Source organism: Photobacterium makurazakiensis, from assembly GCF_050336715.1.
In the GTDB taxonomy this organism is placed as follows: Bacteria; Pseudomonadota; Gammaproteobacteria; order Enterobacterales; family Vibrionaceae; genus Photobacterium; species Photobacterium makurazakiensis.
Genome location: NZ_JAKJSJ010000073.1, coordinates 1 through 19,621, shown reverse-complemented (window position 1 = coordinate 19,621; position 19,621 = coordinate 1). Strand labels below are relative to the sequence as shown.

The following is a 19,621-nucleotide window of genomic DNA, read 5'->3' as shown; positions in this document are numbered from 1 at the left end:
GAGCAAAAAAATGAAAGGACTTTACCTACTATTTCTATCGCTAGTTTTCAGTTCTGAAAGTTTTGCTAATCAAACAGCTTACAGCCAAGATGAACTGAAACAATTGGCAGAAAAAGAGCGAGCGATATCTCACGTTCCTGACTTTGAGAACTACTTAAACCACCAAGCCAAAAAAGAGAGCTTTAAAGATTATGCTATCGATCTGAATCGTGATAACTACATTACATCAGGCTCTCCGCTTTCAAACACTCCAAGCCAAGCACCACTTCCAAACGTTCTTGTGTTTACCTCTCTTGGTCTTGGCGATCTCACTTTAAAACAGCAACTACAGCAAAGTGAAGATTATAAAGTGCCACTAATTATTCGTGGTCTATTACCTAGCGGCTTCCCTGCAACATCATCTCGAATTATGGAACTTCTAGGGACTAAGATTGATGGCAAAAATTCCAGTCACCAGATTAATTCTGGTTTTGCTATTTCTCCTGATTGGTTTTCCAAGTTCAATATTGAAAGTGTCCCTGTCGTTGTGGTTATCAAAGAAGGTAAATGCTTGCATCATACTGAATGTAAAGAGAGTGATTTTGATGTTGTTCGTGGCAATATTCCTATCCCAACAGCATTAGAAATGATTGCAGAGTCCGGTGATGCGTCCAGTGTTGCTAAAAAAGTTTTAGCAAGGAAGCAGCGCTATGAGTAAATTATCATTGCTTCCCATTCTTTTATTTAGCAGCGTTGCTTTAGCCGGTATCGAGACTGACTATGACAATCACGTAGGTTATGCAAAAGGTTTAACTGGTGACGTTCAATCACGCTCTAACTATGGCTTTAGCGCTACTGACTATTGCAATCCAACAGACAGTGCTTGCATCAATGAGGTGAACAACCCGAATTACAAAGGTGCAAATGACGTTACTATCTCTAACGATTCAACAACCGAATATTTCTCAAGCCCCGAAGCTTTAGACATTCAAGACAACTTCAATGAGGGTCGTCCTGATCTAAGAACTGACCCCGCTTACACTCATGCGTTTGTTGGTCAAGAAAATGCTTATGAGATCACTCATGGCATTTCTACTCAATACGCTGATTGCAATACGGGGCAAGTTTGTGCTGAGAAAGTCGAAGAACAGTATTGCCATATTCCAACAAACAACCCTGTCAAATGCAACTCAACGCCTTATGTGCAAGGTACTGTTGGTAGTCAACAATGGCTAGCGCTACCTGCACGCAGATACAATAGTTTCTGGTTTCTCTATGACCGATATCCTAGTGCTTCAAGCCTTCCTGCAACCGTTAGGCAATTAAAGCTCAACGGGGTTTTATCTAGCCCTCAAGGTACTCCCGTCTACGTCAATGGTCGCTATGTGGCAACTATTCGTTCTAACTGGAGCGATGGCACTTGGTATTACACGGGTGTCATTAATACCAATATTGTTGTTACTTCAAACCCTATTGTCGTTACCGTTAATCAGCCATATTACAACATTGGATCAACCTCTTTCCATTCCACTACCTATAGCGGTGGTCGAACTCAATACATTCTTCTTGATGCCAAGCGTCACAATATATCTTGGGCTGATTCTTGCGACAGTATGTTGCCAGAATGCCAACAAACCAATCATCGATGCGTAGAGGGCGCTGAGACTCGTTATTGGGAAGGGGTTTACACCTACCTTCCTTGTTGGAAATACGAAACGACCTATCAGTGTGATTTTCCCGATACATGCGGAGATCTCTCTGATGCTGTAATACTTGAGGAAACTTGCTCTCTTAATGTTGAAGGTGTTTGCGTAGAAAAATCAATTCGCAAAGAAGTCACCGTGATGGAATGTAAAGACGCTGAATTATCTTGCGGTGTAAATACTTTCTGTCTCGATGGTGACTGTTACGACCCTGAGCCCTCTCAATCCCCTACCGAAGATTTCAATAAAAATATTAGTGGCTTAGCCGCTCTTTCCGAAGCGGCTGAAAACCTGACCGATCCACCTAGAATTTTCCAAGGCGAAGCGATGAAATGCACTGATAAAGCCTTTGGTTTTGCTGATTGCTGCAAAGATGGTGGTTGGGGTACTGGTATTGGTCTTGCTCAGTGCTCATCAACAGAAAAAGCACTAGGTCAAGCAAAAGAGAAGAAAGTCACTGTATATGTGGGTAGCTACTGTGCTTCAAAATTTCTTGGCTCTTGCACTCGCAAGAAAAAGTCTTATTGCGTATTTGACTCAAAGCTTGCTCGAATTATTCAGCAAGACGGACGTAGACAAATCGGCATGACGTTTGGTTCATCCAAGAGTCCTGATTGTAGAGGTCTAACCCCCGAAGAAATGCAGCGTATGAATTTCGACAACATGAATTTTTCTGACTTCTATTCAGATCTGAATAGCAATATGGATATTCCTAACCCTAATGAGATTCAGAACCGCATTACAACACAATTGGAGGCAAACCAATGAGAATCGTTTTACTTCTATTTGTGGCTCTATCTTTAATATCAGCCCCGACTTCTGCCAATCAAAATCCTAACGGTTGGCGTTGGTATAACGAGCCTAAATCTGCTCCGAAGAAGAAACCTACACCACAAAAGCAAAGTTCTAGCTCATCTGTAACCGTAACTAAAACTATGACAGCTAAAGAGCAATTGGACTGGTTTAAGGGTGTCCATGAGGAAGCGCAAGCCGCAGCCATTATCGATCCAACTAATGAGCAAAAAGCCGCACTTCTTATGCACATGAATAAATACGTTTCAGATAAGAGCTCAACTTTCGGCATGACATTCAAAAAAGTGCTTCATACTACCCCTGAGCTTGATTACTTAAAAGACCGTCCCGCAGAAGCAGCAGCGAGACAAGAACACCTTAAAGGCATTCGTAATAAGCATATCGATTCAATTCATAAAATGAGCAATGACGGATGGGGCATGTTTTACGTCTACAACGGCTCTGACACTCTTAGCGATACGTTAGGCTCATCACTCCAAGGCTTTAGTGATAAGCATGGTATAGCCCTTCTTGGTATTAGCAAAGATACCAACTTAGCTCCCTCAGTAAGAAACAATGAAGTAGATAATAAAGGTCGTGTTGATGTGCCTTTTGTCCCCGCAATCATTCTAGTAAACCCAATAACGAAAGAAATGAAACCTTTGTCTTATGGCTTCATTTCAATGGATAAACTCTATGGTCGTTTTCATAACGTGGCGACTGATTATCAAGATCTAGACTTCTAAGGATAGGCATTATGAATAAGCGCACTTTTTTAAAACTTGCTTCTGGCTCTTTGGCTTCTTTAGCTTTACCTAACGCCCTTGCTATGCAGTCCAACACAACTCGTATATCTGACAAGTACGCAGTTGTCTTTTTCTTCCTTAGTACGTGCTCAGAGTGTCACAAATTCTCTCCTAAAATGAGGCAGCTTCAAGCATTAATGGGGATACCTGTTTATGACTTTTCAATTGACGGCAAGCCAATCCCTGACTTTCCTCGTCCAATGTCGGTTGATCAGCAAATCTATGGGACTTTTTTTCCTTCTCGACAAGAAACCAACGCTGTCCCTGCAACGTTTCTGATTAACGTTAATACAGTTAAGTTTGTACGCATGACAATAGGTGATGTGAGTTATGAGCAACTTAATCAGTCCTTCAATAACATTCTCAATGATAGAGAAGTTTTACTCGCTATGGAGTAAAGGGGGTCAGCATGAAATCTTCTACAAAAACCAAAGCGCTCACACTTCTTATTTCTTCCACTCTTTATTCTGGAAGCGCTTTATCAAGTACAAACGGTGATTTACAGAGCTTTTTTAACGATATGGGTTACTCAAGCAATGTCACTAACCCTAGCGCATACAAAGGACAAGCAGCGAGTTACTACAATGCGGGTAGTCTTTATGTCAAAAGCAATATTCGCAACGCTCAACTTATCTCTGTTACCGTCCCTTCTGTCTCTGCCGGATGTGGTGGTATTGACGCATTCTTTGGCGCATTCTCCCATATAAATTCAGATCAGCTTGTAGCGATGGGGAAAGCTATCATTCAAAACGCAGTCCCTTTCGCAGTAGATCTTGCTTTGCAAACATGGGCTCCACAAATCAAAGTCGCTGCTGATAGATTGCAAGCAATTGCTGATAAATGGTTAAACCAATCTATTAATAGCTGTGAAACTGCGCAAGCAATGGTAGGAGGCTTGGCTGCTTTTGCGGGTAATGAAACGAAAAAACACGTTTGCTCAACACTTGGCACACAAACCAATGCTTTTGCTGATTGGGTCGCTGCTAGGCATGAATGTGGGGCAATGGGTCAAACCCCTTCTATGATGGCTGCTGCTCGTAATAATCCAGCTTATGAAGATATGACCAGGACTAACCACAACATCGTTTGGGACGCATTACTGCAAAATAGTTTCTTGAGCTCTGATAAGCAACTTGCAGAGTTCTTTATGACGTTATCAGGTACGTATATCTATGACGCTAGCGGTAATCCTAAAATTTTACCAAGCCTTTTTACTGACAATAACAACATGATTAACGCCATTTTATCGGGTGGCGATATGACGGTTTATGATTGTGATAACGACTCAGCTAAGCAATGTATTAACCCTTCTACAACGACATTGACGGTAAGTGTAAGTAACGGTTTTGACGAACGAATCTACACAATGATTGAAGGTATTTACACGCAACTTCAAGCTGATTCAGCTCTTACAGACCCGCAAAAGTCATTTATTGAATACACCTCTATGCCTTTGCTCGCCATATTGATGAGTTATAGAAAGCAAAATACCGCCCCGCCTTTTGCACTTTACTCACGAGTAATTAGTGCAGAGATTTTAAACCGTTACTTAACCGATGCTCTAGCAGTGATTAGAGACTCGCTAAAGCTCACGCTTAATGATCCCGATGATATTGAGAAAATTGAAAATTCGATTGCTCAAGCACGCAATACTATAGAGATATACCAAGCGAAAGTCGGGGCAGAGCTGACAGATTACGAAAACCGAATGATAGTCCATCAAGAGATTGACAAAGTTTCAGATCAGAAGCTTTCCAAGAAAATGCAATCTCTACTTTCATTTGGATGGGAGTAGATGGCTATGGAATATATTACATACACCTCTGGCGAAGTTGCTAGACAAGCATTGAACACCATAGCTACTTTTTGTAGCTCCGATGAGTTTGCTTCGCTTCAATCAATAGCGCTGTTTTTTGGCGCTATTGTGACGATGTACCTCTACACAACAAGTCGTGACCATAACCATATTATTAAATGGTTTGTGGTTTTTGGAATTATCCCTTTGTCTTTGATCAATATGAAAGCAACCATGCAGATTATTGATAAAACAGAGCCGACTTATACTGCATCAGTGGCAAATGTACCCTACATCGTTGCCCTTCCTTCTCATTTTATGGGGCAACTTATGTCTGGCTTGGTTGAAAAAACAGAGTCCATAGCCGCCCTTCCTGACGATGAGAGGTTCGGCAGAACGGGCATGATGTTCGGTTCAAAGCTTTTTATGATGGCTCAATCTCCTAGCCTTCAAGATACTACCGCTCAAGGTATTTGGAATGAATTTTTTCAAAACTGTATAAGAGGCGATATCGAGATAAACGCTAAATATAGTTGGAGTGATATTTACGATAATCCTGATATTTTTGCTTTTCTTGATAGTCAGTCAATGTCACCACTAAGAGGGGTGATGCTCCCAAACGGCACATTCAAAACGTGTGCGGGTGTATATCCTGATATAAAAACGGCTTTCTCATCTGACGCTTTGAGCCACATTAATAAGCTTGGTTCATATCTTTACGGTAACAGTGCTGCTAGCAAAATGGGCTTTCTAAGAAGCTCGATTGAAAACGCATACTCTACCTATGGCTCAATCTCTACTAACTCAAATCAAATATTCCTTCAAAACATGGCGATAAACGCTGTTCGCAATAGTGTTCACGATATGGGGAATACAACTGGCTTGGCGATGAATTACGCTTACACTTCAAACAAGATGCAGACTACTTCTATGTGGATGAGTATCGGGCTTCAAGCTCAAGAGTTTGTCCCAATGATCCACACTATCTTTTTCTTAATGTTCTCTTGTTTCTCTTTTGTTGTAGTGCTTGTCGCTCTCATACCGAACATGACTCTTTCAGTATTAGGCAACTACTTTAAAACCTTTGCAAACTTGGCACTTCACCCTTTCGTTTTCGCTATTTTAAACAGCATTATGAATTGGTCACTTGAGTCTCGTTCTTCTGGTTTTACTGACGATTTCGGTGGTTTTACTTTATCAAACGCTAATGCAGTAGATGAAATGCACACTCGATTTGCCGCTATTGCTGGCTATCTAATGATGAGTACCCCATTAATTGCAGCAGGATTACTCAAAGGCGGCAGCGCAATCTTTGGATCGCTCAATTATGGTCTTGCGGGTATGGTTAACAGCGTTGCAGGACGCACAAGTACCGCAGTCGCAACAGGGGATATTAGCCAAGGTAATACAAACATCAACACTCATTCCTTTAACAATACCAATGCAAACAAACATGATACCTCTGGGCTTCAAAAGCATTATAGCAACACTGTTCAGCAACGTGATGGCGGCTATCTGACCACGTTTTCTAATGGTGATGCTCAGTTCGATAATACTGGTACTGTGACTAATGCTCATTACAACTTAGCAGAGACAGAATCTGTTAACAAAGCATTAAGGAATGAGTTTGCTGAGACAAACCAATCCTTACAAGCTAACTCTAAACAGATTTCAAATGGTAATTCTTATTCTAGTAATGCGCTTCAAACTTGGGGTTTTCAACACTCGGACACTAGCCAATACTCAAGTCGTGATGCGGTAGCAACGTCGAGTAATCTCAATAATAACGTTACTCAAATGCAATCTTCTCTAGAGAGTGTTTCTAACATTACCGGATTTAGTAATTCTGACTCTATCGGCTTAATGAAATCTTTGGGTGCTCAAATGAAAGCGGGTGCTAGCGTTCCCGCAAGTAAAATACTCGATGCGGGGGTTGGCGTTAATGCAGGAATTAGCAAAGAAAATGCTGAAAGATGGGAGGCTATGACCTCTGAGCAACGTCAACAAGTTTGGCAAGAAGCGATTAACTACAACTCTAGTGCTTCCAAGGTTCTTGATATAGCTAGCTCTAAGGAGGCAAGCGACCTTAACTCAGACACTCGTTCTTGGCTTGCTAACTGGTCTAATAATTTCACAGAAACAGATAATGCCATGAAGTCGTCTATTGCTACTCATCAGCGTTCTTCGGCGCTTACTGACGCAATCACTTTAATGGATCAACAAGGTATTAATGTTTCTAAAAACTTAATGCCTATGTTCCAAGGGTACGTAGAGAGCCGTATAGAGCAAGCAAACCCAACCGCAACAAGAGAAGAAGTTGCACAACACGCCTATTCCATAATGACTGACAAATCAGCCGAAGGTTCAAGGAATCGTGACCAACTTCTTGAGCAGTACATTGATAGTGACACTTTTGTTAAAGACCTATCCATGAAAACCGTTTCAATGCAAAGTCATTCAGATCTGAATCAATCCCATGTTGTTAGAAGTTCAGATTTGACCTATCAGCAATGGCAAGATATTTCGGCTGACCATGCAAACAACAAGCAAAACTATACCTTTGGCACTTGGGATAATAATGAACGATTCGATCAATCTTCTCTCTACGACCATTCTCAGCCTAGCGTAATTCGAGATCAAGCGGCAGAAAATAGAGCCAACATAAATTCTCGCTTTGAGCAGACTCAACCTACCTCGCCTTCTAATGGTTCAGTACAAGCAGAAGTTGAAGCAAAAATGAATGAGGATTTCTTGCAGATCGGGGGCGAGAAAGATAACTGGCGTGAGAACCTTGTTAAGCAAAACGGGGGGAATCCACGCTAGAAACTGCTTAAAACTCAACCTATAATTATATGTATAAATTTACATACTGAGGTTTTGATCATGTATATTGTAACTATTTCAAAAGTAATGCTTTGCGCATTGGTATCTATGCCTGTAGTAGCTCAAAGCCTCTCTCACAATTCCCCTGTTGCGGGAACAATGTTAACCCTTGAAGATTTTCACTACGCTGTTGAACATCCAGATAGCGATAAAGCTATTGAAGTAAAAACCTATATGAATGGGATGCAAAATTTTGCTTCAAACTTATATCACTACGAGGCTGAAAAGCCTCTAGGTGATCGTTCGTATTGTATTGCTTATGAAGGCAATATGTTTCCAACTTTTCTTAAACCTGATTTCTTCTATCGACTCTTAGAGGTCGTTATTAAGCGTGAGCCAAAATGGTCTAGTGACGACAAAAAATCAACTAGCATCAGCGGATTAGTTACTTATGGGTTAACTAAATATTACTCATGTGATGATTATAAGCAGTCGTCATACACGCCTAAGAATCAACATAGTGATCTAGACCATTACTTAAAAATCAAACCCTATAGTGTCCCTTCCTCTCAACGCTTTGTTTTTTCTGAGCCAAATAACTATCAACCATTCCAAGCAATCAGTGATAACCCTTTTGATTTTAAGCTCCTGATTACTGGTATGCCGCACCCACATTTCTAAGGACTGACTCATGGAAAGAAACGACAGAGCAAAAGGTAATAATCTAGTTCGTGGCGGTCAAATCACCTTCCACAACATCAGAATGTGGATGCAAGTTCACTTTACTATTTTTAAATATGTAATGTGCGTTGTTTTAGTTCTAACTCCAATCGTTGCGATTATTAATGCCCCCGACAACACAGCAACAGCAATCTTCTACTACACAAAATACAACCTTCACTATGCTTTAGGCGCAGAACCTTACTCCAAGGTTGTTACTTATTGGGACAATCAGGCATTCACTTCAACCCTTATTAATCAGATTCAAAACCCAACCCTGATTAACCTCACTCACAAATTCATCTATGACATTCAAGTAATACTCTTGATACTCGTTGCGCTCGGTATGGTCGCAATAAGTTTTATTGGTCGATACTTTCAAAGTAAAGGGGGTGATAAAGCTCAAGATCACTTCATTCGTGGTATTCAAAAAGCACAACCTAAAGAGCTAACCAAACACTTAAAGAAAAAGGGTAACAAGGTCAGCGATTGTAAGCTGGACGGGCATCAAATCTTTAAACTAAATTTTGAAGTTCAGCACCTACTTGTTGATGGTACAACGGGTGTAGGTAAATCAGTCTTGATCCGTAAATTTCTTATGTGGGTTCGTGAGCGAGGTGATAAAGCCATTATTTATGATAAGGGCTGTACTTTTGTTGGCTCTCTATACAATCCCCAAACCGATGTAATTCTTAACCCTTTTGATGATCGTTGCGCTAACTGGACAGTATGGAACGATGCTAAAGAAGCGCCTGACTACGAGAGCATGGCTAATGCGCTCATCCCTCAACATGGCGAGGGCGACCCGTTCTGGGTTGATTCCGCTCGCTCTATTTTTTCGACCACTGCCTTTCAAATGTCTAAGGACACCGAAAATAAGCCAACAACAGAGCGTCTACTTGATCTCATTCTTACCTCATCTATTGAAACGCTAGGCACATTCCTAAAAGGTACTGAGTCTGAGACTCTTGTTTCTAACAAGATTGAAAAAACCGCTATCTCTATTAAGTCGGTTCTCGCTACTTACATCAAATCACTGCGCTTTCTTGATGGGTTAGATGATACGGATAAAGATGGTAATCCGATCCGCCCTGACTTCTCTATTACCGATTGGGTACAAGATGATAATCAAAGAGGCTTTTTATTCCTATCATCCAATGCGATGCAACATGCTTCGTTACGTCCTTTGATCTCGATGTGGCTTGCTATCGCCTCCAATGCAATTCTAGGCTTAGAAGAAAACGAGGATAGACGGATTTGGGTTGTTATGGATGAAATGCCATCACTTCATAAACTACCTGAGTTGGGTTCTATCATTGCAGAAGTACGTAAATTTGGTGGTTGCTATCTCATTGGTATTCAGTCTTATGCTCAATTAGTCAAGACCTATGGCAAACACGCTGCTGACGAAATGTTCGACCTTCTAAACTCTCGCTTTTACTTTAGAGCGCCATCAGCAGAAATGGCTCAAATATCGGCTAAAGATCTTGGTGAACAAGAAATTGATGTTAGCCGTGAAAACTACAGCTATGGCGCTAATACACTTCGTGACGGTGTGACGTTATCACACCAAACTATTACTAGACCTGTAGTTTCTGCCTCTGAAATTCAGACTCTTGATGATCTACAGTGTTGGGCTCGTGTTCCAAACAGTTCTTTTATCACACGACTTGATTTGCAATTCGACCCTAAGAAAAAGCAAAACACTCCTTTCTTGAAGCGCCAGTACCAAGAATCAGACTCAATGAAAGAGGTTTATGAGAAGCTTGTTTATCACGAAATTAGAGCTCCAATGATGCTTGATGAAGCTGACAGATCCGCATTATTTACCCGTCAAAGCGAAACTTTTGAAAATGAGAATGAACAACAATCAGAAGTCGAACAGATGAAGCAAGCCATCGAAAATTCTGATAAGCGAGAGCAGAAAACACGCAATCAACAAAATGAAAGTGACCGTGTTCAACGAGAAGTCGATGAGGCTTCATTATCTCAAGATTTTGAATTATAAGGAGTGTCGTCACTATGATTTCTTTATCCAAAATAGGCAGCTCTGGCAGTGCAACAAAGTATTATCTCGATGAGGAAAAGGACAAAAACATCACCGATGTTGAACTGTCTAAATCGTCTGAGAATGACATTTCTCAAGATAGAGAAAGTGATGAACCCTTAGACCGTTCAAGCTCTCGAAGTCCAAACAACGATGAGCATACTTTATCTCAAAGCCCCCCTCCTGAACGCAACGCATCAGCAAATTATTATTTGCGACCCGTTGAAGCAAAGGACAGTACAGAGTGGTACGGTAAATTATCTGAACAGGCGGGGCTTCTAGGAAGCCCCGTTTCTCATTCAGATCTGAAAGAAGTGCTAGGCGGTAGCCTAAAAGGTGAGGATGTTCACTACAAACGTGACAACCATAAGTCGGGCATTGACCTGACATTTTCAGCGCCTAAGAGTGTGAGCTTATTAAGTCTGGTCGGTGGTGATACTCGATTAGTCGATGCTCATAATGCAGCCATCAAAGACACGTTATCTCAAATTGAAAAAGATATAGCTCAAGTAAAAGGAACGGATGAGGACGGCAAAACCACTTATACGAATACCGAACAAATGCTTTTTGCGATGGTTCAGCACAAAACAAGTCGAGAAGATGAACCACACTTACACACTCATGCTTTAGCAACTAACTTAACAAGAGATATGGACGGTAAGCTTCGCTCTTTAGCTACATGCCTCAAGCAGAGTGGAAGCGTGACAAATGGATCTTTTGAGCGCCTTTATAATAACCAGAAATATTACACCTCTCTTTACCAGAGTAACCTTGCTAAATCAGTTGTCGATATGGGCTATGAAATTCGAGGGACGGGTAATGGTCTTTTTGAAATAAAAGGCGTGCCTGAGTCTGTGTTAGCTGATAACTCTACTCGCTCAGCTCAGATTAATGAAAAGTCGGATGAACTTGGCTTAGACAGTCAAACAGCTAGAGACTTAATAGCCAAATCAACCCGAAAAGCCAAAACCGGATTCTCTGCCAACGATCTCCAATCTTCATGGCAAAGTAAGGTAGGTGGTAAGGGATTCGATATTCAATCTTTTATTGTTCGCTCTTATGCTCAAAGCTCAACTCAAGAGCAATCTATTACCCAAGAAACAAAAGACGCAGTTCATAGATCAATTGATCATCTTAGCGCTTTCTCTACGTCCATGACCTTTGAAAAATTAGTGACGCTTGCTGTTACTGAGTTTGCTAAAGAGGGGTTCGTGAACGCTCAAGAAGCTAAAGAGTATTTGCATGAGCTGAATAAGAGTGGCGATCTCATCAAGCTTGATAAGCAAGGTGAGAGCTATACCACTCAATCTATGATTGATAGAGAGAAAAAGCTTGTTGATACCGTATCTTCTCGCACTACCGATATGAAAGGCTACGCCAATGAAAATGCCCTAAAGTCTCATCAGTTAAATACCGATAATGAAAAAGCTATCGTTGGCATCATCGAATCTAAGAAACAATTTAATGTCCTTAACCTCCCCCACTCGGCTGAAAAAGCCGTTAAGTCATTGGTTCATGTTTACAACAATAGCGGGAAGAACGTTGATATTGTTTCGCCAAACCTTGCAGCAGCAGAGCGAGCAAAAGACAGCTACAAGCGAGAGTCTTTTGGTATGTTCGAGGTAATTAAGAATTACTTCAAGCCTGAGCACACTCACACGGTAAGCGACTATTTAAAGTCAGATAAGTTTGGTTCTGGAGTGCTCATTGTTGAATCAGCCAATAAACTCAGTGCTAACCAACTTACTGAGTTAGCAGCTAAAGCGAAAGATGATGGTCGAAAAGTGGTTTTCTTAAACCATGAAAGCCAAACACAATCGTTTCGCTCTAACAGCGCTCTAGCTTTAGTTTCCAGTTCTGGCGCACATACAGAAGTATTCAGATCTGAAACAGATACCCAAGCGCAAGTGTCTTTAAGAGACCAGGATATTGATAAGTTAGCCTCTCAATACTCAGCGATGGCATTATCTGGTGAGCGCCCACAAGTGGTTGCTACTAATGTAAAGGATACAAACCTACTTAACTCAACAATAAGAGATAAATTAGTCTCTGAGGGGCAAGTATCATCAACAGGAATGACGATAAAAACTCTAAACCCTGTTTACCTTAGCGATGCTCAACGTGAACTTTCAAAGCACTATAACAGCACCATGACACTGAGAGAGTTCAGTAAAAGCAAAGGTAAAACCACTGTTCAAGATTTCAAAGTAGTGAGTAAAAATAACGGTGATAACACCATCACTCTAGAGAATGACAAAGGACAAAAACAAACAATTGACCCCTCATCAAAAGAGTTCAAAGAGCGTAACATTTCTGTTCTAAAAAGTGCAAAACTGGAAGTTTCTCAAGGAGATATGCTGGCAGCGAATAGCAACAACAAAGTCTTAGGCTTGAGTCAGCAACATAGTTATACGGTCGAATCAACCAAGAATGGAAGCCTTACCCTTACTGACAGTCAGACAAATAAGACCATTGCAATTAACAAGCCAGAAAATCTACCGCTCTCTTATGGCTACGCCACGCCATCACACAAAGCCGATCCGAATAGCTCTCATAATTTCCTATACGCTAAAGACTACGCCATCAACAAAGAGATCATTTCTGAGCTTGCTTTAAACTCTAAAACGCTTGATGTGTTCACAACTGAGCATGACAAAGTAGCTAAGCGCTTTGATGAGTCTCATGTTAGACCATCAGCAGTACAACGAGTTTTCAATGCTCAATCTATTGATAGAAAGGTGACAGAGCAAACCAGTGACACACTAAAGCAAGATCTATCCGTTGCTATTGATAAGCTCCAAATGCCTGACTCTCGAACCAATCTAGAAAAGGCAGTGGACTACGCCATTAACCATTTAAGCGAGCGAGAAGCCGCTTTTACGCAACAAGATTTGATGTATCACTCCATACAATACTTGATGCAAGAAAAAGGCTCGCCTGTAGAGCCTAGCGAGATTGTGAATCAATTTGATAAACACAAAGATCTACTTTCATCGGTTTACAGTGACGGCACTCGATGGACTACTGAAAAGTCATTAGTTCTTGAAAAGAGTGTTCTCAGCACTTTGGCTGAGAATAAAGCCGTTGTAGAGCCTTATAGCACAAAAGCACAAGCTGACTCGTTCTTAGCGTCCAATGACTTCCTTACAAGGGGGCAATCTAATTCAATATCCATGATCGCAACCACTGACGATAGATTTGTAGCAGTGCAAGGTTTAGCGGGTACGGGTAAATCAACCATGCTAGAAAAGAACGTTGAGCTGATAAACCAAGTGAAGCAAATGAAAGGACTAGCAGAGGTAGAAGTATTCGGCTTAGCTCCAACACACGCAGCAGTAAATGAACTCAGCGACAAAGGCATTTCAGCTCAAACCATGAGCCAATTTCTCACTGATATTTCTAAAGGAAAGGTTGAACCAAGCGACTTTAAAGGCTCTCTGTTCTTCGTGGATGAGGATTCGATGATTGGTAATAAGCAGCTTTCTGAGTTTTTAAGCTTCGTTGTTGCATCAGATTCTAAAGCTGTGTTTGTAGGTGATAGAGAGCAATTGCTCTCTCAATCATCAGGTAAACCTATCGAGCTTGCAGTAGATAGAGGGGCAATAAGCTACTCGAACCTAACTGACATTAGACGACAAGATACGCCAGAGCTTCTAAAAGGTGTTCATAATATAGTCGATAAACAAGGTGAATCAGCCGTTGAAGCCCTACGAGATCAGAAAACAGAATCCATTGTAAATTCTCATGTTTACTCTACAAAAATGGACTACACAAATAACCCTTTAAAAAACGCTCAAATTGCTAAAGAAGAAGTCACCCGATTGGTGTCAAAAGACTACTTATCACGGACTCCCGAAGCGAGAGAAAATACACTTGTTATCGCCTACACAAACAGGGAAAGAGACGATATAGCCAGTTCGATTCGTGCGGGACTGCAAAAATCAGGTGAGCTTCCGACAGAGCAAATAACACTCGGTAGATTCCGTCAAGTTAGTGCTTCAAGAGAAGAACTATCAACGATGATGCCATACGAAAAAGGCTTAGTTCTCGCTACTGGAAAAAACACGTTCTACGACATAATCAATGTTGATAAAGAATCAAAAATACTAACGCTAAAAGAGTTTGGTAATCCTGACTCCAAAGAGACTTACTTTATCCCCTCGCAGCGTGATCACAAGTTCACCAATCTATTTAGTTACTCTGAAAAGCCTGTCAGCGTTGGTGATAGGGTTATGCCTCGCTTTACTGATAACGGCAATGAAATAAAAGCCAATACAGAATTTAAAGTGAGCAGCATTGATACTCAGACAAATAAAGCAGTATTTACGAACCAAGACGGCAAATCAATCTCAGTAGGTAGTGATGATAAACAGAGTATGTTTTGGGATTATTCATACACTAGAACGGCTGATATGGCTCAAGGCTCTACCTATCAAAGCGTAATAAGCGCAATCTTAGGTAAAGGGGCACTTACTGATATAAGACGGGCTTACATTGATATAAGTCGAGCAGTAAGCAGTATGCAAATATATACTGACAATGCTAAGCAAATGATGAACGCTTGGGTAAATAATCGAAGCGATAAGTTTAGCGCACTTCAAACTTTAGATAAGCAAGAAACTCAACCTCACTTGTATTTTAATGACCGCCCTACTCCGAATGAAAACTATCAATACCATGATATTAACGGTGAGCTTTCATTGTCAAAAATGAGGGATACCTTAGTAAAAGACTCATCACCATATATAGAGTCAATATCCCAATCCTTATTAGGCGAACCTAATAAATCTAAATCAACATCAGATTACTTGGTATTTGGTCAAGGTAACAGCAACACTAGAGTTACTTTAACAGGCGAGTTTAGAGGTTTTTATAGAGATTATGAAACCGGTAAAGGTGGCTCAATTGTTAATCTTCTAATGGACAGACAAAATCTAAGTTACCGTGATGCTCTCTATGAATTAGATTATCAACTAAGAGATCCAGAAAAGCACAATTTAGCGTTTAACCCTCAATATGAAAAACTTGAAAATGCGATCCCTCAATCAGTACAAAACAGTATCAACACGGCAATAAAGATAGCAAGTAATTCAACTTCAATTCAAGGAACGCTAGCCCAAACTTATCTAGAGAAGAATGGTGCAAGTTTAGAAAATATTTCAAGCTTGAAGTATAACGATTCAGTTTGGACTAGGGAAGATGGTAAAACATACCCCGCTTTAATATCAGAAATAACAAACAGTGCAAATGAAATTTCAGGTATTGAAATACGCTACCTTAGTGCAAATGGTGATTTAGCCGATTTAAACACACCTATTAGAACGCTAGGAAGTAGAAGCGAAAATTCGATAGTATTAAACGAGTCTGAGTCTAACACTACGGTTATCTCATCTGACGTTATTGATGGACTAAAAGTAGTTAATGCAACTAAGAATGTGGATGTAATATCAACCGCCAATCTTTATGATGTAACCAAATTAGACACAAATGCGCTAAGAGAAAACATTATCCTTGTTCTTTCTGAAACCAACAATCAACACAACAATGATTTGATTAACAACATACTTGAACATTTCCAAGATAAGAACCTAGACATAATATCAACGAGTGACATTCAAGATAAAGCATTAGACATTATAGAGAACAACAAGGACAACATAGAGCGTGATACTACTGAGACGTTGGATAGTATTAATATCAGTGACAATGATAAGTACAGCGATAGTAACTTGAACGATAAATCGTACAGTGATGATATTATTCAAAACCACGACACATTATCTACTCCTGATATGCCTAGCAAGGAAAACGACATACCACAACAGGATATAGATAACGACTTAGATATAGAAAAAGAGTTATAATCATTCCTTGCTAATAAGCGAGTCGGTTTGTTGTTCGGCTTGCTTTTTTATTTGCTTACTTAACTCATACCACTCAATATGATTTTCTTTTGCAGACTCTTGGTTGAATCCATGCTTCAAAGCTTGCTGTGAAAACAGCAAGCCTTTATTAACATTCAGCAAAATCAACTCAAGCAAATCCCTATTACTAATAGTCTCATCGCTACTATTATTTATCACTCTTAACGCCAGTTCGATGAGCTTCGCCCCCGCTTCTGAATCCGTCCCAATACGCTCGGTTTCCTTATACACAATGAACAGCTCATGCAGTGCGATTGGCATCCCTACTTGTACCTTTACTGTGGTTTTACCCATGCTCTTTACCCTCTTTATTCAACATTATAAGTATAGAACAAGAAAATTAGGTAGAATCTACATAGAATCTAGTTTTTCAATAAGAGTAATAAAAACATATAGTTATGATTTGAAGAAACTAGAATCTAGCTAGATTCCATTCGCCTACAGCCCTTGATATATATGGGCGGATTCTAGTTAGATTCCAGTTAGAATCTAACTAGAATCTAGCATTTCGGGATATTGTGTAGGATTCTAAAAATTTTTTTCGCTCACTTTTTAACTTCAAATCTACATTATAAATGTATATATTTCAATTACTTACACCACACATCGACAACCATTATGTTTAGAATAAACATAGCGTGGGGTGTATCGCTCGACAAAAACGCCCGTCCCAATCCAATAGCTCACTGTATAGCTACCTTAAATCACCTAGTTCTTGGGGCTCTTTCAGTTTTAGAGGGATGATAATTGGCGGTCTTTTTGCAATTTCATTTATTTCACGATAATGCGATAATGCGATAAAGGATTGTGGTTCTGGAATTTAGCCGAACAGAAATTACTTTATTAGTCCAAGCGAGGCACGAGCCTGGTACTAATAAAGTAATTTCGTATTGAGGCAAATTAGCGAACCGACCGAAGGGAAAAGCCTTGATTAACCAAAATCGCCCAATGTAAGAAGGCAAAAAAACTCAACTGGAAAACCAATTAAGCTTTATTAAAGATTTGATTCTGTTACTTGTAAAACTTATCCTCAACTTTTCCTATATATCGATTCCTAGCACCTTCTCTATTTTTGCCGAACCCTGCATTATAAGCGCCTAGACTTTTTTTATTGTAACCATTACTAGCAAAATTGCTTGATAAAATCCAAGCACCTACATTTACGTTAGTGCAAGGGTCATTAATAAGATCTGATTCAGTGATGTTAAACTCAGATAATTTTTTCAACCATGTAGAGTTTATCTGCATAAGACCAATATCATAAGTTCCATTGCTGTTACTATAATTCATCGCTTTAGGGTTTAATGCACTTTCAACCTTGGCTATGCTCTTTAATAGTTCTGGATTAACATTATAACGCTTTCCTGCTTCATCAAAGCAAAACGCTAAAACATTGCTAGAAAATAAAATGGTCAAACTAATACTTATTAATCGCATCGCTCAAGTCCTCTTTTGGATTACCAACATCAATCAAATATAGAAGTCTACGCCATGCGTTTAACTCTATCGCTCTATAATTACTAGAGTTCAAATTTGATTCCCATTTTCGGACGGCTGAACAACCTTTAGGTGTGACATTTTTACCTAGATAGCGTCCTACTTGATTTTGAGACAATTTTAAAAATGATCTCAAAAACTTTATTTCATCAGGTGACGGCTTCCTAAAATTCTCATGGTGAAGTGGTAGGCAGCAATCAAGTTTTTTAAATTCAGCTATATTCATAATCAATTAAGCGGGGCTTTGCCCCGCTTCCTTATTTTTAAATCCAACCTTTCTCAGCAAAACTTACAACACTGTCACCACCAATAACAAAATGATCTAACACTCGAATATCAACCAAGTTCAAAGCATCTGATAAACGTCTCGTTATTCTTCTGTCAGCTTGGCTAGGTTCTGGATTGCCGCTTGGGTGTTGGTGATATAAAATCATCGCACTAGCGTTTAATTCTAATGCTTTTTGGACTACAACACGGGGATATACTGAACAAGCATCTATTGTACCCTCAAACAAGGTTACATCTTCAATTAATCTATTTTGGTTATCTAGAAAAAGAACATTGAATTGCTCTCTCTCTATCCCTGCCATTTTAATGCAAAGATAGTCTTTTGTGTTTTGAGGTGATGTAAATACATCGTTATTGTTGATATTATTTTTTAGAATGCTTAGCGCTTCATTTATTACAGCTTGCTCTTGTTCTGAAAATTTCATTTTTCTTTCCTTTGTTGAGTCTTGGATTATTCCTGACCTTTAATATAATTATAGACCGCCCCAATGGGTTTGCAAGTAAATAACCTATTAATTTATAACCTTTACACAATTATTTTTATTGTCTAGATACTTAGCTGATTGGCATTTATAGCCTTCGTTAGAATTTTGATAGTAGATAATGCACTTAACGCAATCAACGCAGCAATAAACCGCTAACTGATTGCTATCACCATTATTAGCGCTTGTGAGCTTCCATTGCTCTTGTGTGCCTTTAGAAAGCAATTTAATAACGACTGACATATCACTAATTGATAGATGTTTTTTATGCGTGACATTGTAACGGCAGTTTTAACCACACAAGGCGATAAGTGATTAACAGCATCTTTGACTCGTTTAATCTCAAGTCGTCTAGCTCTTAATTGCTCTCTAATCATCATACGATTACCGCCCTATGTTTAGGGGGCTACGGACAGCCCCCTACTTTGCTAATCACTCATCAGGTCATACATTTTTATCATTTGAGATAAGCGATCATTATGTTTAAAAAAATAGGCTTGGCGATCACCTGCCCAACCTCCAATCATTTCACCATGAAAATAGTAATGATATGACTCGTCACAATCGACAGCCTCAAAGTGGTTTAGCTCATTGCTAGCCCATTCAAAAAGATCAAAAAATTCTTGCTGGTTCATAGTTATAGCCTCATGGTGGGTTATGGGTTTATTCCCTAACCTTTATTTAAGTATAGAATAATGACCGAAAACAACAAATAATAATGACCGCTTTTAATATCAATAGATCATAAGTATATAGTTATATAGT

12 protein-coding genes and 1 pseudogene are annotated in these 19,621 nt (G+C 39.8%); 9 read left to right on the top strand and 4 right to left on the bottom strand.

What is annotated here, in order from left to right:
• The first annotated feature begins 10 nt into the window (after positions 1-10).
• From trbC to traI, 9 genes are read left to right on the top strand one after another with little or no spacing between them, the layout of a single operon-like run.
• Positions 11-697, top strand: coding sequence for a type-F conjugative transfer system pilin assembly protein TrbC (gene trbC, locus L4D09_RS24870; protein ID WP_428460237.1), 687 nt, complete (start codon positions 11-13; stop codon positions 695-697).
• Complete coding sequence (gene traN, locus L4D09_RS24865) at positions 690-2,450, top strand: type-F conjugative transfer system mating-pair stabilization protein TraN (RefSeq protein ID WP_428460236.1); 1,761 nt, start codon at positions 690-692, stop codon at positions 2,448-2,450. The genes trbC and traN overlap by 8 nt, the downstream gene beginning before the upstream one ends.
• Complete coding sequence (traF, locus tag L4D09_RS24860) at positions 2,447-3,220, top strand: type-F conjugative transfer system pilin assembly protein TraF (protein WP_428460235.1); 774 nt, start codon at positions 2,447-2,449, stop codon at positions 3,218-3,220. Before traN ends, traF (L4D09_RS24860) begins: the two co-directional genes overlap by 4 nt.
• An 11-nt stretch (positions 3,221-3,231) precedes the next feature.
• Positions 3,232-3,678: a conjugal transfer protein TraF gene (gene traF, locus L4D09_RS24855; RefSeq protein ID WP_428460234.1), complete on the top strand. Its 447-nt coding sequence runs from the start codon at positions 3,232-3,234 to the stop codon at positions 3,676-3,678.
• Between the two features lie 11 nt (positions 3,679-3,689).
• Entirely contained in the window at positions 3,690-5,075 is a 1,386-nt protein-coding gene (locus tag L4D09_RS24850) for a conjugal transfer protein TraH (protein WP_428460233.1), read from the top strand.
• 6 nt (positions 5,076-5,081) lie between these two features.
• The gene (locus L4D09_RS24845; RefSeq protein WP_428460232.1) at positions 5,082-7,898 is read left to right on the top strand and encodes a conjugal transfer protein TraG N-terminal domain-containing protein; all 2,817 of its coding nucleotides are present in this window, start codon (positions 5,082-5,084) and stop codon (positions 7,896-7,898) included.
• Positions 7,899-7,958: 60 nt separating this feature from the next.
• Positions 7,959-8,579: a hypothetical protein gene (locus tag L4D09_RS24840; RefSeq protein ID WP_428460231.1), complete on the top strand. Its 621-nt coding sequence runs from the start codon at positions 7,959-7,961 to the stop codon at positions 8,577-8,579.
• Between the two features lie 10 nt (positions 8,580-8,589).
• Positions 8,590-10,626 carry a type IV conjugative transfer system coupling protein TraD gene (gene traD, locus L4D09_RS24835; protein ID WP_428460230.1) on the top strand — a complete coding sequence of 679 codons (2,037 nt, stop codon included), beginning with the start codon at positions 8,590-8,592 and terminating at the stop codon, positions 10,624-10,626.
• A gap of 14 nt (positions 10,627-10,640) precedes the next feature.
• Positions 10,641-16,529: a conjugative transfer relaxase/helicase TraI gene (gene traI, locus L4D09_RS24830; protein ID WP_428460229.1), complete on the top strand. Its 5,889-nt coding sequence runs from the start codon at positions 10,641-10,643 to the stop codon at positions 16,527-16,529.
• Here traI and L4D09_RS24825 read toward each other — a convergent pair whose 3' ends face one another.
• The 4 genes and pseudogenes from L4D09_RS24825 to L4D09_RS24810 all read right to left on the bottom strand — a co-directional run bounded on the left by L4D09_RS24825 (position 16,530) and on the right by L4D09_RS24810 (position 19,491).
• Entirely contained in the window at positions 16,530-16,883 is a 354-nt protein-coding gene (locus L4D09_RS24825; RefSeq protein ID WP_428460228.1) for a hypothetical protein, read from the bottom strand.
• 717 nt (positions 16,884-17,600) lie between these two features.
• Positions 17,601-18,026: a lytic transglycosylase domain-containing protein gene (locus L4D09_RS24820; protein WP_428460227.1), complete on the bottom strand. Its 426-nt coding sequence runs from the start codon at positions 18,024-18,026 to the stop codon at positions 17,601-17,603.
• Positions 18,027-18,349: 323 nt separating this feature from the next.
• Positions 18,350-18,784, bottom strand: a pseudogene (radC, locus tag L4D09_RS24815) (RadC family protein); the annotation flags it as partial.
• A 500-nt stretch (positions 18,785-19,284) separates the two neighbouring features.
• Positions 19,285-19,491 carry a hypothetical protein gene (locus L4D09_RS24810; RefSeq protein WP_428460226.1) on the bottom strand — a complete coding sequence of 69 codons (207 nt, stop codon included), beginning with the start codon at positions 19,489-19,491 and terminating at the stop codon, positions 19,285-19,287.
• Between the last annotated feature and the right edge of the window lie 130 nt (positions 19,492-19,621).